Genomic DNA, 25,483 nt, shown 5'->3' with positions numbered 1-25,483 from the left:
GGCTTAATCATTCTCAATAACTTGTTTAGAGGGGAAGGTGAACCTATGAATAAAAAAGGACTCGCTATGGGATTGTTTCTTTTCTTGATCGTAGTAGCAATGGGAGGGATGAAGTGGATGATAGAACAGCAAAAACAGCAAACGGAGGAGTCAGCCGTGATCCAGCAAAGCAGCTCGAGAGACGAAACAAAGGAAGAAGTCAGTGAAGGCCAAAAAAACACGTCAACTTCTGCGCAAGAACAGCCAGAAGAGGCAATAGCAGAAAAAATCACCACGATGAGTTTGGAGGAGAAGGTCGGGCAATTGTTTTTTGTCCGTGTACCAGAAAGCAATCAAATCGAAGAACTTCAAAACTATCACTTTGGCGGCTATCTGTTATTCGGCCGTGATACCGAAAATGAGACGGCAGAGAGTTTAAAACAGAAAATTTCAGATTACCAAGCAGCCAGCGCCATTCCGCTGTTGATCGGTATGGATGAAGAAGGGGGCACAGTGACTCGCATCAGCCGCAATCCGAACCTTACGGATCAGCGTTTTCTCTCACCACAACAGCTGTATGCCCAAGGTGGATGGTCAGCGATCGAAGAAGATACAGCAAAGAAAGCGGAAATTTTAAAAGCTTATGGCATCAATGCTGGGCTGTTTCCCGTGGCCGATGTTTCCACTGATCCGCAGTCCTTTATCTACGACCGAACCATTGGCATGGATGCGCAGGGCACGAGTGCGTTTGTAGAACGTGTGGTTCATGTTTTACAGAAACACCACGTTGGGTCTACCTTGAAGCATTTTCCTGGTTATGGCAACAATCGTGACTCGCATGTCGAAATCGTCACCGATGACCGTCCACTATCTACACTGCGGGAAACGGATTTTCTACCTTTTGCCGCAGGGATCAAGGCTGATGCCGATAGTATTTTGGTCGCCCATACGATCGTCAATAGTATCGATAAGACCGTACCCGCCTCTATTTCAAAACCCGTGCATGAGCTGCTGCGAAATGAATTGCATTTTGAAGGGGTCATCATGACGGATGACTTAGATATGGCAGGACTTTCTGAGTTCATTCCGCAAAAAGAAGCCGCATTACAGGCGTTGCAGGCGGGAAATGATCTAGTGATCTCCTCTACCTACCAAGAACAGATTCCTTTTGTCGTGCAAGCAGTTGAAGATGGCCGCTATTTGGAAGCTGATTTGAATGCTTCCGTCAAACGAGTCTTGCTCTGGAAAGAAGCATTGCATTTACTTTAAGAAAAAATAAACCTGCTGTTTCCTCCGTGTAAGAGAGTCGTTCTCTTACTGAGAGGAAGCAGCAGGTTTTTTTTAGATACTCTGAGCCAGTGCCTCTAATTCTTTGGCAAAGGCTTCTTGCCCAATAAAACGCAGATAATCCAATGCTTTTTCAATCGTGGCCATTCCCAGAGTACGATCGCCTTGAAACAAGGCGTAGATGCCTTCGAAATAACGAATCATCAAGCGAATACGATCATTGTCCGGCGGCAGGTGATCGGCTAGATACGTCAGCACATGCGCCAACTCGGCAGGTTTTTTGCGATCGATAAACAAGAAAGCCGCATTTGTCAGCAATTTTGTGTAGATTTGATAATTGATACTTAGCGTATTGCTGTAAAAAATTTTTTTATTCAGGTGTTTCATTTGATACAAGATGTACTCGTCAGAAAAAAGAAAAAGCAGATTGGTAAATAAGGAGATTTCAAACTTTCCCCACGTGTCGATGCGTTCCAAGTATTTCTTGATGGTCGCTTCGATGATGCGCCGTTCTTCCTCGTCGGTAACCACGCCTTTTTTCTCTAAAATCAAAAAGAATTGACTATACAGTACATAATAGAAGAAATCCTTCGTGGTTTTATACAGCGCTTGGGCTTTGTTGATCAAAGAGAGGACTTCAGAATACTTGCTTTCATAGTAAGCGGTGGTCAACTGTTTGGATAGCTGCTTTTTCTCGCTGACTTGATTGTCATCCAAGCGATACTCAAATTCCTCCAAAGTGACATTTAAGCGGTCCAAATATTGGTGCAAAATATCAAAGGCGATGCGGTGCCCTTTTTGTTCAAAGGTTGCCAGTGTACTGCGTTCTGAAATGTTCTCAACCAATTTTCGCTGTGAAATATTTCGTTCCGTTCGTAACTCTTTTAACAAGTCATTGGCCTTCAAAAAATCCCTCCTAAAAAAAGTGGACGGAAAAATAGTCCAAATATGTTACAGCTTTATTTTGCGGGTAAACTTGAAGAAAGTCAATTAAAGGAGGAGAAATGGATGTTTGATTTTTTTAGTTTTCCCTGGGAAGTTGTAGAACTAATGGCTAACGTTTTTTCTTTCTTCAAATAATCGATCCTTTGTGATTGGTTAGCAATTGATTTTTTAACAGGAAAAAAGTATAAGTGGTTTCACGTAATAAGTTACTGTTCATTCGCGCATTCAAACGCCCTCTCCCCAAACAGCTTACCCTGTCAAGGTGCGTAGGTCTGCCGAATCCCTTTTAAAAAAGGAGCAAACACAACAGCGAGTGATTGCTCTTTTTTTGTTGGTCAAAAAAACCTACATACGGCATCGCAACAGTCAGTTTTGTTTTTTCTTGAACATTGGTTCATTCGGATCAGAATAGTAATCAGGATTGAACTCATCATCGATCGAGACCCCGAAAAGAGAAACGAGACTGGGAAGAAACCCAATCACGCCGAGGACGACGGCAACTGGAATGTAGAATTTTTTACGCTTGTACCACGAAAGCTGCGATTTCTTTTCCATAGGAAATCCTCCTTTTTAAATAGTGTAGCATGTTCTGAGGTGAGTGTGTTAATAATTATCTTCAATATTTAAAAATGTACTAAAACGGTATATCTGATGGGATAAAAAGTTTCGCTAGGTAAATCTAGGGGGGGTTCGTTTTTGTCATTGTTGCCAGAATCAAGTTTTTATAAAAAAGGAACCGAGTAAGAAAGCATCCTTCTTACTCGGTTCCTTTTATTGAAAATAATCCTTGGTTTGGTCCATCAAGGTTTGAAAGTCTGATTCGTTTTTTCTTATCGCCTCTGTTAGGGTAAATAAATAACCGTTGGGGTCTTTGATGGTCATTTCAAGGGCATTCCAAGGCTTTTCCATCAAAGGTTCCACGATCCACTTTTCGGGAATTTTCTGAGCGATATTCTGAAGATCAATCATCGCTACATTCAAAATTGCCCCATCGCCAACAGTGAACGAGTCTGCGGCAATCAGCATCAAATCTTGGTAGTCAGCAAGACGCAGATGGTCCATCGTCACTTGATTTTCTTGATTGCGAAACTGATACAATGACTGGAACCCCAAGATTTCTGCAAACCATCTCGATGATTGTTCAATATCTTTGGTCTTCAATTGGTAAAACATTGGCATAACATAAACCTTCATTTTGACACCTCCTCTTAATTAGAGGATACCGCTTGACGCAGCGTCAAAGTCAATAGACATTTTCGTATTGAAGCAAAGCTTGAGAAGGGTGTTTCTTTGGCACTTAAGTCAAGGAAAAATGGGCAATAATTTTTTGACTGACTTCATCAGGTGACAAGTGGGTATTGTTGATTTTCAGCGAAGGAATCGTTGGAAAAAGGGTAGTTAATTCCTGGGGCAGACTTTCTAAGCGATAGTTTTCAAACGAAGACAAAAGCTCGTTTCTAGAAAAAGCCAGCACTCTTTTTGACGGCTTTGCGGCTAAACGGTCCTCATGGCAATTACGCTGTAAGCGTTCTTCAATATCAGCCACTAATTCGATAAAATAGACCTTTTGCTGGGCATCGGTAAATAGTTGGGCGATCTCTTGTAAAAAAGCTAATTCTGCCGCTTGATCGAAATCAATCAAGACCGTAAAGATGATTGATTTTGTCGTATTATGGGCTTCATTTTGAACAAAGGCTTTGAAGAGTTCGATCCGTGTTTGATTAGACAAAGCGAATGCCGCGGGGCTATAGCCAAGAAAATTCGCAAAAAGATCAATGGTCTGGTGATTGAATAAAAGCTTTGCATCTAATCGTTTTTCCAGTTCTTTCCCCACAGTCATTTTCCCTACTGCTTGCGCGCCAATCAAGACGATCAATGACATCACAACACATCCTTTTTAACAATCGTAACAAAGGAGAGCGAACGTGTAAATCGCATCTTAGAAAGAAACGATTGAGAAGCTGGTTTTTTTATGTGGAAACCAGAGATGATTTTTTTAGGCAAAAAGGAATGAGCGAAATTTCTCCGATAGAGGGAAAAAGATCATGCAACATAGTAGCACGGTCTGGAACAACAAAATGACTAGTAGATTGATCGTTTCAAATCGTGAATAAAGATAGAAGTGGATCAGCCATTCGAAGACATTGACAAAAACTAAGTAAATATAGTGAGCTTTTTTAACCTTGCAGTTTTTCAACCAATAATAGCTTAAGTAATAATCCAGCAAGATCATCAATAATAGAAAAAGTTTGCTAAAAGCCGTCAGATTGTCATGTTGGGAGGCAAGTTTTTGAAAAAATAGCAAAAGTGTGGGCGTCGGAATATAAATGATCAATAAGGATAGAAAAAAATAGACAATAAAGGGCATAGTCATTCCTCCAAAATATTGATAGAAAAAGCATAGATAAATTAGCAAATTTGACCGTACTCGTCAATTGGTTTTGTTATCGAAATTTTCGATAATGGATGGTTGGTATTGATTGAAGGAAAAAGGATTATAGGAAAGTCGGCGACCATTGATTCAACAAAGCGCTGATAGGGAAGGAATATTTAGGGGACAGAAAAAAAGAAATACTCCCTTTCTTTAATCGAGAAGGGAGCAGAAGGATTGATCCAACGGAAACCTCTAATTCCATGTTTCGTTGAGCTTATCGGCATAAAACAAAAGCGCCTGATGGTAAGATTGGATATCTGGATCGCTAGAAGTTTCGGCAAGCAGGGTCAATAGCCGTTTAGTGGCTTGCTCATACTCGGCTAGATTAAACAGTGTCATGGCATAGAAGGTTTGCAAAGCATGATTTTTTGGAAACAGCTTCATCGCGTGTAAAAACACTTCTTCGGCTTTTTGATAATTGCCGAGGGCACGATAGGTGCTGCCTAGACCTAGGTAGGCATCTGGCAAGTCGTTTTCTGATAAACCTAACGCGATTGCTTGTTCATAATAAGGAATTGCCTGTTGTTCTTTCCCTAAAAGATCATAACTCCAAGCCGTTTGGTAGTGGACAAAGGCATCTTGGGGATTTTCGGTAGCTAATTGAATCAATTGTTCATTTGATTGTTGCAGCTTTTTTTCAGCTCGCAGTTGAATCGCCGTAGCTAGACGTTCATTCATCGGTTCATCCCTCGCTTTCAATGGGTAAAAATTTTCAGTTAGATAGTAAGTAGAGCTAAGAGGAAAGATCAGTCCAGCTTTCACCCGCAAAAGAAAAGCCGCATGCTTCATATAGTTTGAAGGCTGGTTGATTTTCAACGGTCACTACCAGGTAAAGGTGAGTGAGTCCCATGGCTTTAGCTCGTCGGATCACTTCACTCATTAACAGCTTGGATAAGCCGTTTCCTTTACATGCTGCGTCCATAACGACAAATAATAGCAGTGGAATTTTTTGAAAAGTGCTTGTCACTATGCGCCAACCGGATAGTCTTCCTTCAGTAATTGAAAAGAGAGCTCTGGAATCAAGGGACCGTATTTGCCTTCAGCAGTTTCTCTAAGTTCCTTTTGCCAATCAGCGATCGATTCTCCTTCATCATCGATGGTTTCATGGTAAGCGGAATTGAAAAGTTCTGCAACTCTTGGTGAATCTGTGGGAAAGGCCTCAAAAGAAAAGCTGGCTTCAGCCTGACGACTGGAGGCATGCTGTAAGTCACATGACATAATGATTCGTTTCATTAGAGGACTCTTCTCTCGTTGTTTTGGCTTAATTTAGCAGAAGGTCACTTTGTCAGTGTTGCTTGTTTCTCATAACTTCCCAAATGACGCGAATTCCTTCGTAAATTGCAGTGAGAACAGCCACAACAAACAAAAAAGACATGTAGTGAATCAAAAAAGTCAGTTGAAACCATAAGCCATAAACCATCGGCAGGACGACAAGTAAACAGAGGCCCAATTCGATGCTTCGCTTTCTTCTCCTTTGAAACCAACGCTCATCTGACATCAGTTGTTTCCTCCCAATTTGGTTTTTATCGATCATTTTTTAAAAGAAAAAGTGGAAATTCTACCATATTTTGCGCAAAATAACTAGAAATTATCTGAATATTTTGGTAATATTTGATAGAAAGTAAGATATAAAAGACGTTATTGTATATTTTGACTTATTTTTCCCAGAAAGGCAAGGGTTGACAATGGAAAGAAAACCGATGTATGTAAAAAATGGGCTTCCTCTAACCATGGAACCCGGTAAGATTTATACATGCCTTTATCGAGGCGCTTATTTCATTTGTGAAGAAAAGGGCCAACCGCTGCCAGCGATAAAAAAAGAAGCGAAGTAAGCAAAATTCTCACTTAATATTTGTCAGGGATCGAATAGGTTGTTGGAATTGTTATCTCCTTTTTGATACCAATCAAATGATGTTTAGCATTTTCAAAAAATCTCAACGTTCTTCATTCAATCCATTCTAAGTCTTCTATTGATGTTTACCGATTTCAATTTGGTAAGAACAACGCGATCCCTGGCAAATGTTAGGTGAAAAGTTTTTAAGAGACTGAGCGAGTAATAATAGTCATTCCGATAACCAATAGCAGTGGATATTCGAGCGAACATACAATAGTAGAAACCGGGTTTTTCTCATAAAAGACGATTCTACTTGAATAGAACACGTTTTTTTGCTACAATAGTTCAGGAATTGAAAAATAGAATAGCCAAAGGTTGAGCATTTTTATGCTTCAAGGATCAGGTTTGCCAAGGGGTGAGGCAAACATTCTTGGAGGAATGCTGGCCTTTTTTGTTATCAGCATACTTCTTCGTGAGGTATGCTTTTTTTGTTTATTTTTCAGTTGAGTATCCAAATAGTATAGGAGGGGAATCGATGAGAGAAGCGTTGACTCGTTTACGAACAGCAGAAGAAGCCAATGAACAGCAATTGCTCGCTTTAAAAAAAGAGCTACAGTTGGAAGAAGCCAAGCAGCAACAAGTATTAGAAGAACGGGCTATCGCTTTGGAAGAAGAACTTGCGCAAGAACAAGCAGCAGTTCAAGAGCAAATGCGCCAGTCACTTGAAGCACAAAAGCAGCAGCTGGCAAAAGAGAACCAGCAAGTGTTAGATCGTTACCAAAAAAACATGCAAACCTTCCAAGAGCAAGCGGTTCAACAGATCGTTGAAGGAGTGATCGGGACTTATGGCAGTAACCAAACTAAATAAACTAACGTTGATCACCCCGAAGCACTACCAAGAAAGGCTATTGACGAAGCTGCAAACGATGCAGTTTGTTGAAATCGAGAATGTGTTCGAACAGGAAGCTAACGAAACTTGGCTGCGGGAATTTTTTGCAGGAGCCACCCCAGAAGGTGCTTCTCACCAACCAATGATTCGTCGACTGCAAGAAGCGATCCGCTTTATTCGCCAAAATGGTGATGCGAAAAAAGGGACAGAATGGCAACGAGATGCCTTGCGGCTGTCGGATTTTGAAACAAGCTTCGATGAAGCCGCAGCATTTACGGAGCTGGTTGCGGTCGAGAATTTGCAGGAGCGCTGGGTAGAGACGATCGAAGCGATCGAAGCAGCGACTCAGTCGGAAGAATGGGCGACACAGTGGCAAAATCTTGACGTTCCGTTGGAGATCGAAGCACCTGCTCATACAAGTTTTTTCGCTGGGAGTGTCGAAGGACCACGCTGGGAAGATCTAGCTGAAGCCTTGCGTCAATTGGAAGAGGTTCATATCGAAGTGATCTATTCTGAGCCAAAAAAAGTCAATTTCAGCTGCCTGTTTTTAACAGCGATCGAAGAGCAAGTGTTCCAATTGTTTCACCGATATGGGGTGAAGAAAGAAACTGGCCTAACATCCGAATCACCAAAAGTGGTTTTGCAAAATGCGAAACAAGCCTTGACTTCCTTGACACAGCAGCGCAAAGAACTGATTACAGAAATCAGTCAGCACAAACAACGGCTGATCCTGCTGCAGCAAGCGGAAGAACTGTTTTTGACTCGTGAGAATCGGGCAATGATGCAACAGCGCTTAGCAGCTGGTCAGACTTTTGCCCTCTTGCGCGGCTGGATCGCAGAAAAGGATCAGCCGTTAGTGGCGGAAATGGTCCAAGAATCCTTTGCCAACGAGATTTACTATTCATTTGAAGAACCCACTGCAGAGGAGATCGCTGCCAATCAAGTGCCAACGAAGCTAAAAAACGCCTCGTTTATTCAACCCTTTGAAATGTTGACGGAAATGTACAGCTTGCCAAAATACGATGAGATCGATCCAACCCCATGGATGACGCCTTTCTACTATGTTTTCTTTGGTATGATGGTGGCTGACTTAGGTTATGGTGCATTAATGGCTGTCGCAACCACGATTGGGCTACACGCCTTGCGTTTGCCCAAAGGGACCAAACGCTTTCTGAAATTGTTCCAGATTTTGTCTGTGCCAACTATGATTTGGGGCGCAATCTACGGCTCCTTCTTTGGTGCTACATTGCCCTTCCAACTTTTATCGCCCTCCGAAGATTTTATGGCGATCTTTGGTCTATCCATGATTTTTGGTGGCATCCAACTGTTTACAGGCCTTTATTTAGCAGCCAAAGAAAATATCCGCAAAAAGGATCTTTTAGGTGCAGTCAACGAAGGCTTTGCGTGGCTAGGACTTTTGAGTGGTCTTTTAGTGGCAGCCGCAGGCAATCTTTTGATCGATGTCCCAGCACTAACAACCGTCGGCTTGATTTTAGCAGGCTTTAGTGCCTTATTGATCATCGTGGTACCGATTCTTAAAGGGAAAACCAAAGTGGGCGGCTTCTTTTTAGGCTTGTATGACTTGTACGGCGTGACCAGTTACATCGGCGACTTTGTCAGCTATAGCCGCTTGATGGCATTAGGGATCTCTGGTGGAAGTATCGCAGCAGCCTTCAACTTATTGGTGGGCTATTTGCCGCCAGCCGCTCGTTTTTCTGTAGGCATTCTCTTATTGGTTGTCCTACAAGCTTTAAACATCTTTTTATCGTTACTGAGTGCGTATGTGCATGCCGCTCGTTTACAATATGTAGAGTTTTTCGGAAAATTTTTCACTGGTGGGGGGCGCCAATTTGAAACCTTTAAGCCAAGTGAGAAATACGTTGATTTTGATAAAGAAAATGGAGGAGACAATAAATGATTGATTACTTAATTAATAATAATGGTGGTATGGTGTTTGCAATTATCGGAATGGGGATCGCTACGATCTTTTCTGGGATCGGTTCAGCCAAAGGGGTGGGCCAAACTGGTGAAGCAGCGGCAGCCTTAACGACGAATCAGCCGGAGAAGTTTGGACAAGCCTTGATTTTACAATTGCTTCCCGGAACGCAAGGACTATACGGATTTGTTATTGCGTTTATGATCTATGGTAGCTTAAGTGGTGAAATGTCGACAGTGACTGGTATGGCGTACTTGATGGCCTCACTGCCAGTTGCCTTTACTGGCTTATTCTCAGGAATGGCCCAAGGGAAGGTCGCTGCAGCTGGGATTCAAATTTTAGCGAAGAAACCAGAGCATTTCTTTAAAGGGGTCATGTTCTCAGTAATGGTTGAGATGTATGCCATCTTAGGCTTTGTTATTTCTTTCTTACTTTTAGGAACGATTTAAAGGGGGCGAAGGTATGGATGCAATCGACAAAATGATTGCTGAACTAGACCAAGAAGCGCAGACAAAACGGGAACGTTTGGCTGCCGCTGAACGTGCTAGGATCAGTGAAACGATGGCACGTGACTGGGCGAAAAAAGAGTCGGACTTGCAGCTTCGTGCCCAGCAAGCAAAAAAGCAAGCCGAAAAACATTATCAGCAAGCGCTGAATCGCCAAGCAAGTGCCGCTAAGCAGCAGCAAATGGTGAAACAAAACGAATACCTGACTCAACTTTTTGAGCAAGCGTATCAACAAATGGTTGCCTGGACGCCAGAAGAGCTGCAGTCATTTGCTGAAAATGTGCTGCAACAGCTGCCGATCAGCGGGACGGTGACCTTCCACGCTGGTCCTGAGCAAGCAGCCCATCTAGATGCCGCTTGGCTTACGTCTTGTCAATCAAAACTACCGTATCAAATCAAAGCAGGCGCACCATTGACAGAAGCAGGCTTTTTGGTGGATGACAACGGCATCCAATACAATTTTACCTATCAGGTTTTGCTTGATGAATACAAGAAAGAAACCCGGGAACGGTGGTTGCAGATCATACAACAAGGAGGTTGATCCATGAGGAACTATCATCAATTGAATCCAATCATTCGGCTGAAAGAGATGACGTTGCTAAAGCCGCAAGAAGTCGAGCAAATGATTGCGGCAAAAGGGTTTGCTGAAGTCGAAGCTGTTTTGCAGCAGACCCATTATCAACGCTATTTAAAGCCAGATTTTCATGAACGATTCGAAACCTATCTCGATGAAGAATTGTTAAAGACGATCAAAGAATTGGCCGAGCTGGTTCCTGATCAAGAGATCCTCCGACTGTATATGATGCCTTTTACTTTCCATAATCTAAAAGTCTTGACCAAAGAGTCAGTGACTGGAAAAGACTATGATCATCTACTGATCGAAGATGGTTTTTACACGATCGATGAGTGTCGGACCGCCATCAAAACGGGAACCTCAGAGGTATTGCCTGAGAAAATCGTGACTACGATCCAAGAGGTGCGGGAGTACTTAGAAGGTGGCGCCGTGCTGCAAGGCATCGATATCATTTACGATCGCCGGTATTTACATGAACAACGGCGACTGGTAGATGAAATCAAGATCCCTGAGCTACAAGAAGCTGTCATCAAGATGATTGATCTGACCAATATAACGATCGCCGCTCGTTGTGTACTTCAAAAACGATCGCGCAGTTTTATGGAGGCAGTCTTAGTGAGTGTCGGCAGTATCCCGAAAGAAGAATTTTTAGCGTTTGCGGATGCGTCTTATAGTGACTTTTTAGCCTTCTTATTAGAAAGTGATTATCAGGAAGTAATGCGGCCTTTGATTCATGAACAGGTGATCGACTTTGCTGGCTTGGCACTTTTACAAGACAATTTGATCACAGAAAGCTATGGTCAAGCTCAAACAGATGCTTTAGGACCACTGCCTTTACTGGCATTTTTGAATGCTAAGGTTTTGGAACTGCAAAATCTGCGTATCTTGCTGGTAGGCAAACGCAGTGGCTTTACGGAAGAACAACTCAGAGAAAGGATGCGGCACTATGACTCATAAAATCGGCGTAATCGGCGAGAAAGAATCCGTCATTCCTTTTCAACTATTTGGCTTTCAGGTCTGTTATGCCTCGGAAGAAAAAGAAGTGAAGCAGGCGCTGGCAAAATTAATGAAGAACAGTACGATCATCTACCTGACTGAAAAATGTGCCGAGCTGATTCCCGATGAATTAGCAAAAGTCCAACAAAAAATGACACCTGCAGTCATCTTGATTCCTGATTATGATGGTTCCCGAGGAATCGGCAAGCGAATGATTCAAGAAAATGTCGAAAAAGCAGTTGGACAAAACATACTATAGAGAGGAGCCGATGTTGTGGAAAAAGGAACAATTATTAAAGTATCTGGTCCATTGGTGTTAGCCAAAAATATGGGCCATGCAAGTTTAGAAGATATCTGTTATGTAGGAGATTTAGGCGTGGTCGGTGAGATCATCGAAATGCGCGGCGACGTCGCTTCGATCCAAGTCTATGAAGAAACGTCTGGGATCGGACCTGGTGAACCAGTCGAAACCACCGGTGAACCGCTATCCGTCGAATTGGCGCCTGGGATCATGTCACAAATGTTTGATGGCATCCAACGTCCCTTAGAAACCTTCATGTCTGTCACCCAAAGCAACTTCTTGACGCGTGGGGTGCAATTGCCTGCGTTGGATCATGAGAAAAAGTGGCCCTTTGTACCGACAGTGGAAGTCGGCGCAGTAGTCAGTACTGGGATGGTCATCGGCACCGTGCAAGAAACACCGTTGATCAATCACAAGATCATGGTTCCTCATGGCATTTCAGGAACAGTCAAGGCTGTTTATGCGGGGGAATTTACCATCGATGAAACGATTTATGTTTTAGATACATCCAAAGGAGAACGGTCTTTCACGATGCTGCAAAAATGGCCCGTTCGTCATAGCCGTCCAGTAAAGCAAAAACTGAATCCAGTTGAACCGATGATCACTGGCCAGCGAGTGATCGACACCTTCTTTCCAATCGCTAAAGGCGGGGCGTCAGCCGTTCCAGGACCTTTTGGTGCAGGGAAGACTGTCGTTCAGCACCAAATCGCCAAATGGGCGGATGTCGACCTGGTCGTCTATGTCGGCTGCGGCGAACGCGGCAATGAAATGACCGATGTAATGAACGAGTTTCCAGAGTTGATCGACCCTCGTAGTGGTGAATCTTTGATGGCGAGAACCGTGTTGATCGCTAACACCTCCAATATGCCGGTAGCCGCTCGGGAAGCGTCGATTTATACCGGGATCACGATTGCGGAATACTTCCGAGATATGGGGTATTCCGTGGCGATCATGGCGGATTCCACCTCACGTTGGGCAGAAGCACTGCGGGAAATGTCTGGTCGTCTGGAAGAAATGCCTGGGGATGAAGGGTATCCAGCTTACTTAGGCAGCCGCTTGGCAGAGTATTATGAGCGTTCTGGAAAAGCGATTTGCTTAGGTTCTGATCAAGAAGGCAGTATCACTGCCATCAGCGCCGTTTCACCATCAGGCGGCGATATTTCAGAACCAGTTACCCAAAATACGTTGCGGGTCGTAAAAGTCTTTTGGGGCTTAGATGCCACTTTAGCGCAAAAGCGTCATTTTCCATCGATCGATTGGTTGAAGAGCTATTCATTATACGAAAACGAATTGGGTGCCTTTTTGGACCAACAAATGCAAGTAGATTGGTCCAAACAAGTAACAGAAGCCATGCGGATGCTGCAAAAGGAATCTGAGTTGTCAGAGATCGTTCGACTTGTCGGCATCGACGCTTTGTCCGAAAAAGATCAGTTATTGCTGGAAACCACCAAATCATTGCGAGAAGATTTCTTGCAGCAAAACGCTTTTGACGACGTCGATACGTTTACCTCTCGCGAAAAGCAGTTCAAAATGCTGGAAACGATCTTGCTGCTCCACAAAGAAGCGGAAGATGCGTTGACACTAGGTGCGTATCTTTCAGAAATCTATGCAGGGACCGAAGAATTGCGAGACAAAGTGGCACGTATGAAGTACTTGCCTGAAACGGAATTAGAAAAAATTCCTGCTTTGCATCAAGAGATCAAAGCAACGATGAAAGAAATTTTACAGAAAGGAGACCGCACCGATGATCAAGGAATATAAAACGATTGGAGAAGTCGTCGGACCATTGATGGCCGTCGATCGCGTCTCCGGTGTCAAATACGAAGAGTTGATCGAAGTCCGCATGCAAAACGGCGAAACGCGGCAAGGACAAGTACTGGAGATCCAAGAAGACAAAGCGTTGGTCCAAATTTTTGAAGGAACCGGCGGGATCAATTTGCGGGAATCTGCGGTGCGTTTCTTAGGACATCCTTTGGAATTAGGCGTTTCCGAGCAAATGATCGGGCGAGTCTTTGACGGCTTAGGTCGGGTCAAAGATGGCGGAGTAGAGATCGTCCCAGAAAAATTTATGGACATCAACGGCGAAGTGATCAATCCAGCAGCGCGGGATTATCCTGATGAGTTTATTCAAACTGGGATCTCATCGATCGACCACTTGAATACGCTTGTTCGGGGACAAAAGCTGCCGATTTTTTCTGGTTCTGGTCTGCCTCATAAAGAATTGGCTTCGCAAATTGCGCGTCAAGCACAAGTGTTGAACTCGGAAGACGATTTCGCTGTTGTGTTTGCTGGCATCGGGATCACCTTTGAAGAAGCTGAATATTTCATGGAAGATTTTCGTCAAACGGGTGCCATCGACCATTCTGTCGTCTTTATGAATCTAGCCAATGACCCAGCGATCGAGCGGATCGCTACGCCCCGAATGGCACTGACGGCAGCCGAATACTTGGCTTATGAAAAGGGCATGCATGTCTTGGTGATCATGACGGATATGACCAACTACTGTGAAGCTTTGCGGGAGATCTCCTCTGCTCGTCGTGAAGTGCCAGGGCGTCGGGGCTATCCTGGGTATCTTTACACCAATCTATCCACGTTATATGAACGTGCGGGACGGATTCGCGGCTTGAAAGGTTCAGTGACCCAGCTGCCGATTTTGACCATGCCAGAAGATGACAAAACCCATCCGATTCCCGATTTGACCGGCTATATCACCGAAGGACAAATCATCTTGTCTCGTGATTTGTATAAAAACGGCATCCAGCCACCCATCGATGTCTTGCCGTCATTGTCACGGTTAAAAGATAAAGGGACCGGCGAAGGCAAAACACGTAAAGACCATGCCGCAACGATGAACCAGTTGTTTTCTGCCTATGCTCAAGGAAAGCAAGCCAAGGAATTGGCAGTCGTTTTAGGAGAATCGGCATTGTCGGAAGTAGATAAAACCTATGCCAAATTTGCGGAACGCTTCGAAAATGAATACTTGAACCAAGGGTATCGCACCAACCGCTCGATTATCGAAACCTTGGAATTAGGGTGGGAATTATTGGCGATGCTGCCAAAAGTCGAGCTGAAGCGGATCAGCGATGCTTTACTGGCGGAATACTTACCGGGAGAGGAGAACAATGGCGCAAAAAACCGTTAATCCAACCCGCATGGAGCTGTCGCGCCTCAGCAAACAATTGGCGACAGCCAAACGCGGACACAAATTATTAAAAGACAAACAAGACGAACTCATGCGTCAATTTATTGAATTGATCAAAAAGAATGACCATTTGCGTAAAGAAGTGGAAGAACAATTGCAGCGTGCCATGAAGGCATTTCGCTTAGCCAATGCCACGATCAATGAAAAATACATTGAAGAAATGTTTATTTTACCAGCAACTGAGGTCTCCCTTGAGTTATCCACGAAAAATATCATGAGTGTGGAAGTGCCAGTGATGCATTTTGATTATGACGATACGGTGATGCAAGCGCCGATCGAGTATGGCTTTTTGAATTCGAATGTTCCGTTAGATCATGCGGTCGCCCGTTTTACCGACGTCATGCCGAAGCTGTTGGAGCTAACGGAAATCGAAAAGACCTGTCAACTGATGGCAGGGGAAATCGAACGTACGCGCCGACGCGTCAATGCCCTAGAATATTTGACGATTCCCGAGCTGGAAGAAGCCATTTATGGAATCAAAATGCGGCTGGAAGAAAACGAACGAGCAAACGTAACAAGAATGATCAAAGTGAAGAATAAATCAAAATAAAATGGTATGATAAATGAAAAACAACTGCAATAAACTAGGATTATCAAGCCATTCGTTTTTGCAAAAGGTCAGAGGAAATGAAAATGAAAAAAAGAAATCGTTTGAAAAAAAAGCTGGCATCGCAACGCTTTTTGATTCCGCAGATCGTCACACTGGTCTTCGTTTTGCTGATATTGGCAGGAACCGGCTTGCTGATGCTGCCGGCTGTCACCCAAAGTGGTGAAGGTACCAACTTTTTAGATGCGCTGTTTACTGCCACATCGGCTGTTTGCGTGACGGGTCTTTCGACCTTGACAGTAGCTGACCATTACAACCTCTGGGGCCAAGGGATCTTGCTGATGCTGATTGAGATCGGTGGGATCGGCTTCATGTCGATTCCCGTCTTCTTTTACATCTTGGCGAGAAAAAGAGTCCATCTTAGTACCCGGATGATTTTGCGGGAATCATTGAATTTGGATCGGATGTCTGGAGAGATCCATTTGGCATGGTACCTGATTCGGATCGCCTTTTTGATCCAAGTCAGCGGGATCATTTTGCTGGCTTTTGCATTCGTGCCCCGTTTTGGTTGGGGGCAAGGCCTTTGGTACAGTGTTTTTCATGCGATCTCGGCCTTTTGTAATGCTGGGTTTGATTTGTTCGGCAACAGCATGGTAGGATTTCAAAACGATCCGTTTGTATTGGGGGTCATCAGTTTCTTGATCATTGCCGGTGGTCTTGGGTTTCTCGTTTGGTTCGATCTCCTGCATACGTCGTCCAAAAAACGGTCCCTGCATAGCCGCTTGGCATGGATCGCTATGATCGTTTTGGTAGTTTTTGGAACGGCAGGGTTCTTTTTGACCGAAGCCAATTCACAGTTGATTACGGGTGATTCGGTCATTGAACGTTTTTTCCAATACCTCTTCTTAGCGGTCACCCCAAGAACTGCTGGATTTTTCAGTATTGATTACGGACAAATGAGTCAAGCAGGCTTGATGTTGACGATGATTTTCATGTATATCGGTGGGACCTCTGGTTCCACTGCTGGGGGATTGAAGACAACGACGTTTGCGGTCTTGATCATCAAGATCCGCAGCTTATTGAAAGGGCGCAGTCGAGCGGAGGTGTTCGGTCGCACGATCAAAGAATCTGCCGTATCACGTGCCTTTACGTTTTTCTTCCTTACCTTGACGTTATGCTTCTTAGCGATTTTCTTATTGTCGATCACTGAACGCATGCCGCAAACCCCAAACTTTGGGTTGCCAACCATTGCCTTTGAAGTTTTTTCCGCTTTTGGAACCGTGGGGTTGACCATGGGGTTGACGCCTTACTTGTCGGTTTTTGGCAAACTACTGATTATTTTTTTGATGTTCATTGGTCGAGTCGGCATCATGACCGTTGCTTTTTCATTGATGAAAAAAGCTAACAAACAAGAAGCTGGCTACAAATATCCTGATGAAACCGTAATGATTGGGTAACGAAACAGGGAAACGAAGCACGCTTCGTTTCCCTGTTTTTCGTTTATTGAAGTACTTCTAACATCACATCGCGTTGGTCATCGCTGACATTCCCCGCGTAATTCGGCGTGATCAAAGACAGACCACCCTCCTTATTTGTAAATAGGTACAGGTTGTGGCTAAAATCAGGATTTCCATTGGAAGTGATCCCTTTTGCAAAGGTCAACTGAGTGTTCACTTTTACGGTGCGAATCTCATTGTTTTTCGCAGAAAATACGCGAATCTCTTTTGTTGCGATCGTATCAACTTGTGCTTCATAGCTTGCGCTGTCGCCGATCGAAATAATCAATGGGCTCGTATTTTGAATCGTGACAGTATCTGGTACATTGACGCCATGGAAATAAAAAGTCAGTGAAGGGCCATATTGGGAAAGATCAACGGCATATGGAAACTCGTTGATGGATGGTGAGCTTGCCGTCGTTTGACTCGAATCAGAGTGGTCCGTCGATTGCTGGCTTGTGGTCGAAGGTTTTGAAGTAGAGGTTGACGCTAAGGAATTGCTTTCAGTCGTTTGCGTCGACGTGCTTTGTTTGCTTTCAGTAGACATCTGACTCTGGCTTAGCTCGCTTGTTGACTCAGCAGTATCTTTTTCGTTGTTACAGCCTGCCAAAAGCCCCAAACTGACGAGCGTCAGTGCGCCAATCAAAGAAATTGTTTTTTTCATCGTTTGCTTCATCCTTTCCTTAGAATACTAGAACATCTAAAACAAGCAAATCATTGTGTCGGAATGCACAATTTTGCTGATATAGTGTTGAAATATTCTTTGGTGTTAAAGTTATTGTAGTATAGAATATTGAGAAAGAACAGGAAGTTTTTGCTGAATATTTCATCCTTGCTATCATAAAAAACTCATTAACGTCCGCCGCAGCTGGCTAGTTTTGTATAATAAAGTGTCAGCCATACTGGCGAAGCTTTCTGGCGGCTTGCGTAACGCAGGGATCTAGATTAAAATACCTTGGTATAGAAGAATGGGTGGTGAAGAGGATGGAAAAAGAACGGATGGGGCAATGGCTAGCCTTTACGAATCAGCATCAAGCGATTGAAGCTCGCTTGGAGCAAGTTCTCAAAGCAGAAAGCAATCTGTCTTTGAATGAGTATTACGTACTTTATTACTTAGAAAAGACCCCCAATCATAGCATGCGCCTCAATGATTTGATCGCTCATTTTGATTTGAGTCAAAGTGCGATGTCACGCATGATCATGCGCATGGAAGACAAGCTGTGCGGTGTGATCGAACGGCATTCTTGTCAAGATGATAAGCGAGGGATCTATATTGATTTGACCCAATTAGGGGAAAAGAAACTGCAGCGATCAAAAGTCGTTTTTGAAAAAGTCTTGGAGGAAATGATGGACTAACGAAGGTTTCACTTGTTTTCTCCTTGATTCTTTTGTAATATAGATGCATGTGCATGTATATTTTGGCAAAAGAGAAGAAAATGCACCAATTTGCTTTAAGGATCTCCTTAGAAAACCAAGCCAATCAGATCTACAAAGCGATATGAATCCAATGGAAAAGGTGGGAAACCCATGCGAAATGTAACAGATAAAGCAACATTTAAGCGCGGATTGCAGTTGAAAAATCGAATTATCATGGCACCAATGACGACCAAGATGTCCTTCTTTGATGGGGTGATTACGAAAGATGAGTTGGCATACTATGGCTTACGCTCCGGGGAAGTCGGAGCAGTCATCACAGCGGCAGCCAATGTCCAAGAAGATGGCAAGGGCTGGGAAGGGGAATTAGGCGCTTACGACGATGCCTTTTTACCTGGATTAAGCAAATTGGCCAGCACCATCAAAACCAATGGAACCAAAGCCATTTTACAAATTTTTCATGCCGGTCGGATGACGGATGAATCGGTCCTACGAGGGACACAACCGATTTCTGCCAGCGCGGTTGCTGCCGAACGACCAAATGCCCAAGTTCCCCGGGAAGTTACGGTGGATGAGATATTAGCGATTATTGAAAACTTTAAAAAAGCTACCGAACGGGCGATCAAGGCGGGGTTTGATGGCGTAGAACTCCACGGAGCCAATACGTATTTGATTCAACAATTCTTTTCTCCTCACTCAAATCGTCGGTCCGATGAATGGGGTGGCTCACTAGAGAACCGTTATCGTTTTATTGAGAAGCTTGTCGATGAAGTGTTGGAGACAGTGGACCAATCATGTGTGAAGGAGTTTATCGTCGGTTATCGGTTTTCACCGGAAGAATTCGAAGAACCAGGGATTCGCTTTGAAGATACGTTGTTCTTAGTAGACCAACTGGCAGAAAAAGGATTAGACTATCTGCACATTTCTCTTGCGGATTATACCCGCAAATCGATTTCAAAAGCGTACCAAGAAAAATCGATGTTGGCGTATGTCTATGAAAAAATCGCTCAGCGAGTTCCTTTGATTGGTGTAGGGGATGTTCGAACATCGAAGGATGCCACGGGCTTGCTAGAACATGCAGATTTTGTTGCAGTGGGGCGGGCATTGTTGATCGATCCTCATTGGGGACAAAAAGTCTTAGACGGTCGAGATGAGTTGATCCGCACCACGGTTTCAACTTACGAACGTGAGGAACTCGTATTACAAAACGGCGTTTGGGGTTTTATGGAAAACATGATGCCAGATCGACTAAATGAAGAATAATAAGCAGACAACCACCTTTGCCTCGGGCGAAGGTGGTTTTTTGTGATCGCTACTCATTTGTGACACATTGAGAAGAGCTTTTTTTCTCTAGTGAAACCCTGCTAGCTTAAAAATGACGAATCAGCAGAAGATTGTGAGAAACAAGCCTGTGATCGAAAGAAAGAGCGTGAAAAGATTTTTTTAGTTAAAATACACGAATGAATTTTCGCTTTATTTTAATAAATAGTCAAATAATTCAGAATCATTCATTTTTCTTACAAAAAGATAGCGCAAGTCGAGTTGATTGATAAAAAAACAATCAGTTGTTAGACTGAATACAGGTTAAAAAAACAAAAAGGGGATGTAATGATGAAAAGAGGATTCAGAAATTATTTAGGTTCAGATGAGCGGGAGGCAGGCTACAATTTGTCTTGGGGGTCTATCTTTGCAGGGGTCGTAACATTTATCGCATTGTTCATGACACTGTCAATGATTGGCTCAGCAATCGGTTTTGGTTTGGTGGAACCAACATCAAATAATCCATTAGATGGTGTTGGTACAGGATTATTGATTTGGACAGTCATTACCTTTGTCTTGGCATTATTCGGTGCTGGTTTTGTTTCAGGTGTGGCGGCTCGACGTGTTGGATTGGTTCATGGTTTCTTAACATGGGCAACCAGTATGATCGTGATGATGGTTATGCTCTCTTACTTAACGATCGGAGCATTTTCTGTAGTCGGTTCACTTTTAGGAAACGTTGCCTCTGCTGTTGGCAGTGGCGTTGAAACAGTTGCCTCAGGTGCTGGCGATGTCGCTTCAAAAGCCTTCGATGAAATAACAGGAAACATGGAAGACGTCAACACAGATGAATTACAAGCGAATGTCAATGATGTTTTACAAGATACCGATGTTCCGGAATTGCAACCAGACTACTTGCAAAACCAATTGTATGACGCGACAAATGATATCAAAGATGCTGGCAAAGACATTGCAACCAATCCAAATGATGCCGATAAAATCATTGATGATTTAGCAAGCAAATTGCAAGATCGTGCTACAACGATCGGTGATTCAGTCGATAAAGAAGCAATCTCAAATGCAGTGGCTCAAAACACAGAGCTAAGCCAACAAGAAGCAGAAGAAGCAACGAACAATATCGTGAACGGCTTACAAGATGCTTCTGATGAAGCACAAAAACAAATCGAAAATGCACAACAAAATCTTGAACAAGCCAAACAAGACATTGACCAAGCAGTGGAAGACGCTCGTCAAAAAGCGGAAGAAGCAAGTGATGCAACAGCCAAAGCGTCCATTTGGGGCTTTGTGGCAATGGTCTTAGGACTCGTTCTTACGTCAATCGGTGGTATGGTGGGAGCAAACTTAGTCAAAACTGCTGACCACGAAAATCGTATCTAATTCATCTCTCACAAAGAGAGTTAGTGATCCATAAACCAGTGAACAGCGTTCTGCCAAAGACTCAAATGGCAGCAGCGCTGTTTTCTGCTTTTAAACAAGCGGTTAAAAATCCCCATTGACGAGTGATTTTTCTCATGCTACACTGGCTCTGAGGATTGTTACCGCTTTAGGCGGGCTATACCTATTTTTTTGTGTGAAGAAATCTAAAGAAGAATAGGGTCGTTAAAATGAACGTAACAAAAGTGATCAATAACAACATTGTGATTTCTGAGAATGAGGAAAAACAAGAATTGGTCGTCATGGGCAAAGGCTTAGGCTTTAAGAAAAAGCCGGGCGATGCGATCGACGATACCAAGATTGAAAAAGTCTATCTCAGTACACAAGAATGGAATGTCACAAAACTAACCCAATTACTTTCTTCTATCCCTATCGAACATATTCAAGCAGCGAATGAGATCATCAGTTTTGCAAAAGTTTCCCTTGGGAAAAAATTGAGCGAAAAATTGTTTCTGACGCTGACCGATCATATCAATTATGCTATCGAGCGCTATCAAAACGGCATGGAAATCAAAAATGCCTTGCTATGGGAAATTAAGCGGTTTTATAACCATGAATACCTCATTGGCAAAGAAGCGTTATCGATCATCAAAAATCGCTTGGCTATTGAGCTGCCGGAAGATGAAGCCGGCTTCATTGCGCTACACATCGTCAATGCGGAGTTGGATATGGCGCAGGTCAGTCAAGTATCGGAAATGGCGAAGATCATTCAGCATATCCTGAACATCGTCAAATATCATTTTTCAATGGAGCTTGATGAGTATTCATTGAACTACGAACGCTTTGTGACCCATTTGAAATTTTTTGTCCAGCGCTTATTCAGTGGTACAAAGCTCGATGATGCAGGAACCGGCAGTTTTATTTTTATGTTGAAAGACCGCTACATGAAGGAATATGCGTGTGCACTGAAAATCAGCGACTACATCAACAAAGAATTCGGTAGACCGTTAGAAGAAGACGAATTGATCTATTTAACTATACACATCAAACGAATAACAAGTGCTTAGGATTGTTACTGGATTGGCAGGCTATACCTAAATGAACTCCCAAGGGGTTTGTTTAGGTATTTTTTTATGGTTTGACACACAAAAAGCAGACGAAAAACCAAAATAGGAGGAACGACATGAATTACAAAGAGTTAGCAAAAACGATCATCACCAATGTTGGCGGGGAAGAAAATATCCAAAGCTTGACCCATTGTGCGACCCGCTTGCGCTTCAACTTGAAAGATGACAGCAAACCCCAAGAAAGTACTTTAAAACATACACCAGGGATCATGGGTGTGGTCAATAAAGGTGGGCAATACCAAGTAATCATCGGCAGTGATGTTGGCAATGTCTACAACGAAATCACTGCCCAAACCAATTTAAACAGTGACCAAGAAACAGCAGAAGACGATCGCGGACGTGTGGCAAAAGTCATCGATACGATCACCGGGATCTTCACCCCAATCTTGCCAGCCATCACAGCAGCTGGGATGCTAAAAGCAGTTCTTTCATTGCTGGTGGTCTTTAATGTTTTGACGGCAGAAAGTCAAAGCTACCAAATCCTAAACTTTATGGCGGATGCGGCGTTCTACTTCTTGCCTATTTTGCTGGCTGCTTCTTCTGCACAAAAATTCAAAGCCAATATGTATTTAGCTATGATGGTGGGGGGGATTTTACTCCATCCGAACTTTATCGCGATGGTGACAGCAGTCAATGAGGCAGGCGGCGGCATCCATTTGTTCGGCTTACCGATTTCACCAGTGAGTTATTCATCATCGGTGATTCCAATCATCTTAAGTGTTTGGTTTATGTCTTACGTTGAACCGATTGCCGATAAAGTCTCACCAAAAGCAATCAAATTCTTTAGCAAACCGTTGCTAACGATCTTCGTCGTAGGAACAGTCGCATTAGTTGCTTTAGGCCCTCTAGGCTACATGATCAGTGAAGCGATCTCTGCAGGGATCCAAGCCCTAGAAACGGTCAGCCCATGGATCGTTCCATTACTGATTGGTGCCTTCACGCCATTGTTCGTGGCAACTGGTACCCATTATGGGTTAGTGCCTATCGGAATCAATAATCGAATGACTGCCGGCTACGACACAGTGATCTATCCTGGCATGCTGGCTTCAAACGTCAGTCAGGGAGCTGCAGCTATCGGCGTTGGTTTCAAATCAAAAGATTCTACGATCAAACAATTGGCATTTTCTGCTGGTCTGACTGGGCTATTCGGTATTACTGAACCGGCGTTGTATGGGGTCAATTTGCGGTTTAAAACACCTTTGTATGCAGCAATGATCGGTGGCGGATTTGGTGGTCTATTTATGGGAATCATGCGTGTTCGCAATTTCTCAGGCGGTTCACCAGGCCTATTGACTTTGCCAAGCTATATCGGCGATGACACCTTACGACATTTGACCAATGCCTGTATCGGTGCCGCAATCAGTATTGTGGTCACATTTATTGCGACATTATTCTTATACAAAGACCCTGTTACAGAAGAAGCACCTGAAGCAACACCAGCAGACAAAGAGCAAGAACCAACTCATCAAATCAGCGGCGCAGAGATCAAAGCACCTTTAAAAGGGGAACTAAAAAGCTTGCAAGCAGTCAATGACGGCATGTTTTCGGAAGAGATTCTTGGACAAGGGGTGGCAATCGAGCCAACCGACGGGGAAGTGCTAGCACCAGTCAACGGGACTGTCACAGCAGTCTTTGATTCAAAACATGCTATTGGCTTGACTAGTAAGGAAGGCATTGAACTATTGATCCACGTGGGGATCGATACAGTGCAATTAAATGGTGAAGGCTATGCCTATCAAGTAGAAAAAGGGCAAAAAGTGACAGTCGGGGATCCATTGATTACGTTTGATATTGAATTTATCAAAGAAAAAGGCTATCCAGTAATCACGCCGATCGTTATCACCAACAGTACTGAAGTGGGGGACATTTTGACGGCTAACAGTGGTCCGATCACATTTGGCGATCAAATCATCAAAGTGATCGGCTAAAAAAGGAGAAGAAGACATGGGATTTCCAGAAAACTTTTTATGGGGCGGTGCAACAGCCGCTAATCAATGTGAAGGCGGGTTTGATCAAGGCGGGCGTGGGCTTGCCAATGTCGATGTAATTCCGACTGGCAAGGACCGCCGAGCAGTCATTACCGGCAAGCGTGAGATGCTTGCCTTTGAAGAAGGGTATTTCTATCCGGCAAAAGAAGCGATCGATATGTACCATCATTTCAAAGAAGATATCGCCTTGTTTGCGGAGATGGGCTTTAAAACCTATCGTTTATCGATTGCTTGGTCAAGAATTTTTCCGAAGGGGGACGAAGAAACCCCTAATGAAGAAGGCTTGCGCTTTTATGAAGAACTATTTTTAGAGTGCCGCAAATACCAAATCGAACCCTTGGTAACGATCACGCATTTTGACTGTCCGATCCATTTGATCAAAGAATATGGCGGTTGGCGCAACCGTAAGATGATCACCTTTTATGAAAACCTTTGTCGAGCGATCTTCACTCGATACAAAGGATTGGTGAAGTACTGGCTGACCTTTAACGAAATCAATATGATTTTGCATGCCCCATTTCTCGGTGCCGGGCTGACCTTTGCTGAAGGCGAAAATGAAGAACAAATTAAATACCAAGCTGCTCATCATGAATTAGTCGCTAGTGCGTTGGCAACGAAAATCGCCCACGAGATCGATCCAGAAAACAAAGTAGGCTGTATGCTGGCAGCGGCTAGTTATTATCCTTACAGCTGCAATCCGAAAGATGTCTGGGAAAGCAAAAAAAGCGATCGCGGCAACTATTTCTTTATCGATGTGCAATCGCGAGGAGAATATCCAAATTATGGTTTGAAGATGCTAGCGGAAAAAGGAATCACTTTGGAACAAACCGCCGAAGATACGGCTTTATTAAAAGCCCATACCGTCGATTTTATTTCCTTTTCTTACTATGCCTCTCGGGTCGCTGCTTCAGAAGATTCCGGTGTTGAGAAAACGGAAGGCAACTTGTTCCCGACCATTAAAAATCCGTATTTAGAAGCGTCGGAATGGGGCTGGCAGATTGATCCGCTTGGCTTGCGGATCACGATGAATGATCTTTATGATCGTTACCAAAAACCACTTTTCATCGTCGAAAACGGTCTAGGAGCGGTGGATACACCAAACGAAGATGGAAAAATCAATGATGTGTATCGCATCGACTATCTACGTGCGCATATTGCAGCGATGAAAGAAGCGATTGACCAAGACGGTGTGGAACTGCTGGGCTATACTTCATGGGGCTGTATCGATTTGGTTTCAGCAGGAACCGGAGAAATGAAGAAACGCTATGGCTATATCTATGTCGATCGCGACAATGAAGGCAATGGCACATTAGCCCGCAGCAAGAAGCAATCCTTTTATTGGTACAAAAAAGTGATTGCCTCAAATGGAGAAGATTTGGCTTAAGCCAGTTAACTAACGATTATCATTAAGGA

At 43.6% G+C, this 25,483-nt stretch carries 27 protein-coding genes and 1 other annotated feature; of the genes, 17 read left to right on the top strand and 10 right to left on the bottom strand.

Features of this window, described 5'->3' with window-relative positions; genetic code table 11:
- The first annotated feature begins 45 nt into the window (after positions 1 to 45).
- Positions 46 to 1,248: a glycoside hydrolase family 3 protein gene (locus IGI84_RS10560; RefSeq protein WP_430600317.1), complete on the top strand. Its 1,203-nt coding sequence runs from the start codon at positions 46 to 48 to the stop codon at positions 1,246 to 1,248.
- A 72-nt stretch (positions 1,249 to 1,320) separates the two neighbouring features.
- Here the strand turns inward: IGI84_RS10560 and IGI84_RS10555 are convergent, their stop codons facing one another.
- From IGI84_RS10555 to IGI84_RS10515, 9 genes are all read right to left on the bottom strand, one after another.
- Complete coding sequence (locus IGI84_RS10555) at positions 1,321 to 2,172, bottom strand: Rgg/GadR/MutR family transcriptional regulator (protein ID WP_081118171.1); 852 nt, start codon at positions 2,170 to 2,172, stop codon at positions 1,321 to 1,323.
- Between the two features lie 405 nt (positions 2,173 to 2,577).
- Positions 2,578 to 2,766 (bottom strand): hypothetical protein, encoded by a 189-nt coding sequence (locus IGI84_RS10550; protein WP_081118170.1) that lies wholly within the window; start codon positions 2,764 to 2,766, stop codon positions 2,578 to 2,580.
- A gap of 216 nt (positions 2,767 to 2,982) precedes the next feature.
- Positions 2,983 to 3,405: a VOC family protein gene (locus IGI84_RS10545; protein WP_081118169.1), complete on the bottom strand. Its 423-nt coding sequence runs from the start codon at positions 3,403 to 3,405 to the stop codon at positions 2,983 to 2,985.
- A 103-nt stretch (positions 3,406 to 3,508) separates the two neighbouring features.
- A complete protein-coding gene (locus tag IGI84_RS10540; protein WP_220426810.1) occupies positions 3,509 to 4,093 on the bottom strand; it encodes an AAA family ATPase in 585 nt (194 codons plus the stop codon).
- Between the two features lie 114 nt (positions 4,094 to 4,207).
- Positions 4,208 to 4,579 carry a hypothetical protein gene (locus IGI84_RS10535; RefSeq protein WP_081118167.1) on the bottom strand — a complete coding sequence of 124 codons (372 nt, stop codon included), beginning with the start codon at positions 4,577 to 4,579 and terminating at the stop codon, positions 4,208 to 4,210.
- 258 nt (positions 4,580 to 4,837) lie between these two features.
- Complete coding sequence (locus IGI84_RS10530) at positions 4,838 to 5,323, bottom strand: tetratricopeptide repeat protein (protein WP_081118166.1); 486 nt, start codon at positions 5,321 to 5,323, stop codon at positions 4,838 to 4,840.
- A 55-nt stretch (positions 5,324 to 5,378) separates the two neighbouring features.
- Complete coding sequence (locus IGI84_RS10525; protein ID WP_241508726.1) at positions 5,379 to 5,612, bottom strand: GNAT family N-acetyltransferase; 234 nt, start codon at positions 5,610 to 5,612, stop codon at positions 5,379 to 5,381.
- Positions 5,612 to 5,878, bottom strand: coding sequence for a hypothetical protein (locus IGI84_RS10520; protein ID WP_241508724.1), 267 nt, complete (start codon positions 5,876 to 5,878; stop codon positions 5,612 to 5,614). Before IGI84_RS10520 ends, IGI84_RS10525 begins: the two co-directional genes overlap by 1 nt.
- A 52-nt stretch (positions 5,879 to 5,930) precedes the next feature.
- On the bottom strand, positions 5,931 to 6,143 hold the full coding sequence (locus IGI84_RS10515) for a hypothetical protein (protein WP_081118165.1): 213 nt from the start codon (positions 6,141 to 6,143) through the stop codon (positions 5,931 to 5,933).
- Positions 6,144 to 6,852: 709 nt separating this feature from the next.
- Positions 6,853 to 6,905, top strand: a sequence feature (sodium ion sensor (DUF1646 type); this cis-regulatory element may regulate processes involved in with the transportation of sodium ions).
- A gap of 109 nt (positions 6,906 to 7,014) precedes the next feature.
- On the opposite strand from IGI84_RS10515, the gene IGI84_RS10510 reads away from it, so the two are divergent.
- The 10 genes from IGI84_RS10510 to IGI84_RS10465 all read left to right on the top strand — a co-directional run bounded on the left by IGI84_RS10510 (position 7,015) and on the right by IGI84_RS10465 (position 16,887).
- Positions 7,015 to 7,347 (top strand): V-type ATPase, subunit F family protein, encoded by a 333-nt coding sequence (locus IGI84_RS10510; protein ID WP_430600312.1) that lies wholly within the window; start codon positions 7,015 to 7,017, stop codon positions 7,345 to 7,347.
- Positions 7,325 to 9,286, top strand: coding sequence for a V-type ATP synthase subunit I (locus IGI84_RS10505; RefSeq protein WP_081118163.1), 1,962 nt, complete (start codon positions 7,325 to 7,327; stop codon positions 9,284 to 9,286). Before IGI84_RS10510 ends, IGI84_RS10505 begins: the two co-directional genes overlap by 23 nt.
- Positions 9,283 to 9,753 (top strand): V-type ATP synthase subunit K, encoded by a 471-nt coding sequence (locus tag IGI84_RS10500; protein WP_005225567.1) that lies wholly within the window; start codon positions 9,283 to 9,285, stop codon positions 9,751 to 9,753. Before IGI84_RS10505 ends, IGI84_RS10500 begins: the two co-directional genes overlap by 4 nt.
- 13 nt (positions 9,754 to 9,766) lie before the next feature.
- On the top strand, positions 9,767 to 10,351 hold the full coding sequence (locus IGI84_RS10495; protein ID WP_081118162.1) for a hypothetical protein: 585 nt from the start codon (positions 9,767 to 9,769) through the stop codon (positions 10,349 to 10,351).
- Between the two features lie 3 nt (positions 10,352 to 10,354).
- A complete protein-coding gene (locus IGI84_RS10490) occupies positions 10,355 to 11,341 on the top strand; it encodes a V-type ATPase subunit (protein ID WP_081118161.1) in 987 nt (328 codons plus the stop codon).
- Entirely contained in the window at positions 11,331 to 11,639 is a 309-nt protein-coding gene (locus IGI84_RS10485) for a V-type ATP synthase subunit F (RefSeq protein ID WP_005225570.1), read from the top strand. Before IGI84_RS10490 ends, IGI84_RS10485 begins: the two co-directional genes overlap by 11 nt.
- 15 nt (positions 11,640 to 11,654) lie before the next feature.
- On the top strand, positions 11,655 to 13,442 hold the full coding sequence (locus IGI84_RS10480) for a V-type ATP synthase subunit A (protein ID WP_081118160.1): 1,788 nt from the start codon (positions 11,655 to 11,657) through the stop codon (positions 13,440 to 13,442).
- On the top strand, positions 13,426 to 14,823 hold the full coding sequence (locus IGI84_RS10475) for a V-type ATP synthase subunit B (protein ID WP_010747828.1): 1,398 nt from the start codon (positions 13,426 to 13,428) through the stop codon (positions 14,821 to 14,823). The genes IGI84_RS10480 and IGI84_RS10475 overlap by 17 nt, the downstream gene beginning before the upstream one ends.
- The gene (locus IGI84_RS10470) at positions 14,804 to 15,433 is read left to right on the top strand and encodes a V-type ATP synthase subunit D (protein ID WP_195264823.1); all 630 of its coding nucleotides are present in this window, start codon (positions 14,804 to 14,806) and stop codon (positions 15,431 to 15,433) included. The genes IGI84_RS10475 and IGI84_RS10470 overlap by 20 nt, the downstream gene beginning before the upstream one ends.
- A gap of 77 nt (positions 15,434 to 15,510) precedes the next feature.
- Complete coding sequence (locus IGI84_RS10465; protein WP_430600308.1) at positions 15,511 to 16,887, top strand: TrkH family potassium uptake protein; 1,377 nt, start codon at positions 15,511 to 15,513, stop codon at positions 16,885 to 16,887.
- A gap of 43 nt (positions 16,888 to 16,930) precedes the next feature.
- Here the strand turns inward: IGI84_RS10465 and IGI84_RS10460 are convergent, their stop codons facing one another.
- The gene (locus IGI84_RS10460; RefSeq protein ID WP_081118157.1) at positions 16,931 to 17,590 is read right to left on the bottom strand and encodes a hypothetical protein; all 660 of its coding nucleotides are present in this window, start codon (positions 17,588 to 17,590) and stop codon (positions 16,931 to 16,933) included.
- Positions 17,591 to 17,910: 320 nt separating this feature from the next.
- On the opposite strand from IGI84_RS10460, the gene IGI84_RS10455 reads away from it, so the two are divergent.
- From IGI84_RS10455 to IGI84_RS10430, 6 genes are all read left to right on the top strand, one after another.
- Positions 17,911 to 18,282: a MarR family winged helix-turn-helix transcriptional regulator gene (locus IGI84_RS10455; RefSeq protein ID WP_081118156.1), complete on the top strand. Its 372-nt coding sequence runs from the start codon at positions 17,911 to 17,913 to the stop codon at positions 18,280 to 18,282.
- A gap of 171 nt (positions 18,283 to 18,453) precedes the next feature.
- Positions 18,454 to 19,563, top strand: coding sequence for an NADH-dependent flavin oxidoreductase (locus IGI84_RS10450; RefSeq protein ID WP_081118155.1), 1,110 nt, complete (start codon positions 18,454 to 18,456; stop codon positions 19,561 to 19,563).
- A 348-nt stretch (positions 19,564 to 19,911) separates the two neighbouring features.
- Complete coding sequence (locus tag IGI84_RS10445; RefSeq protein WP_430600305.1) at positions 19,912 to 20,958, top strand: hypothetical protein; 1,047 nt, start codon at positions 19,912 to 19,914, stop codon at positions 20,956 to 20,958.
- Positions 20,959 to 21,185: 227 nt separating this feature from the next.
- A complete protein-coding gene (gene licT, locus IGI84_RS10440) occupies positions 21,186 to 22,022 on the top strand; it encodes a BglG family transcription antiterminator LicT (RefSeq protein WP_005234912.1) in 837 nt (278 codons plus the stop codon).
- Positions 22,023 to 22,138: 116 nt separating this feature from the next.
- The gene (locus tag IGI84_RS10435; protein WP_081118154.1) at positions 22,139 to 24,010 is read left to right on the top strand and encodes a beta-glucoside-specific PTS transporter subunit IIABC; all 1,872 of its coding nucleotides are present in this window, start codon (positions 22,139 to 22,141) and stop codon (positions 24,008 to 24,010) included.
- A 16-nt stretch (positions 24,011 to 24,026) separates the two neighbouring features.
- Positions 24,027 to 25,454, top strand: a complete 1,428-nt coding sequence (locus IGI84_RS10430) for a 6-phospho-beta-glucosidase (RefSeq protein ID WP_081118153.1) — start codon at positions 24,027 to 24,029, stop codon at positions 25,452 to 25,454.
- Positions 25,455 to 25,483 lie beyond the last annotated feature (29 nt).

The sequence above is a fragment of the Enterococcus sp. DIV0008 genome (assembly GCF_050542615.1).
Classification (GTDB): Bacteria; Bacillota; Bacilli; order Lactobacillales; family Enterococcaceae; genus Enterococcus_D; species Enterococcus_D innesii.
The sequence above is the reverse complement of the archived record's forward strand: the minus strand, read 5'-3'. Positions and strand labels throughout refer to the sequence as shown.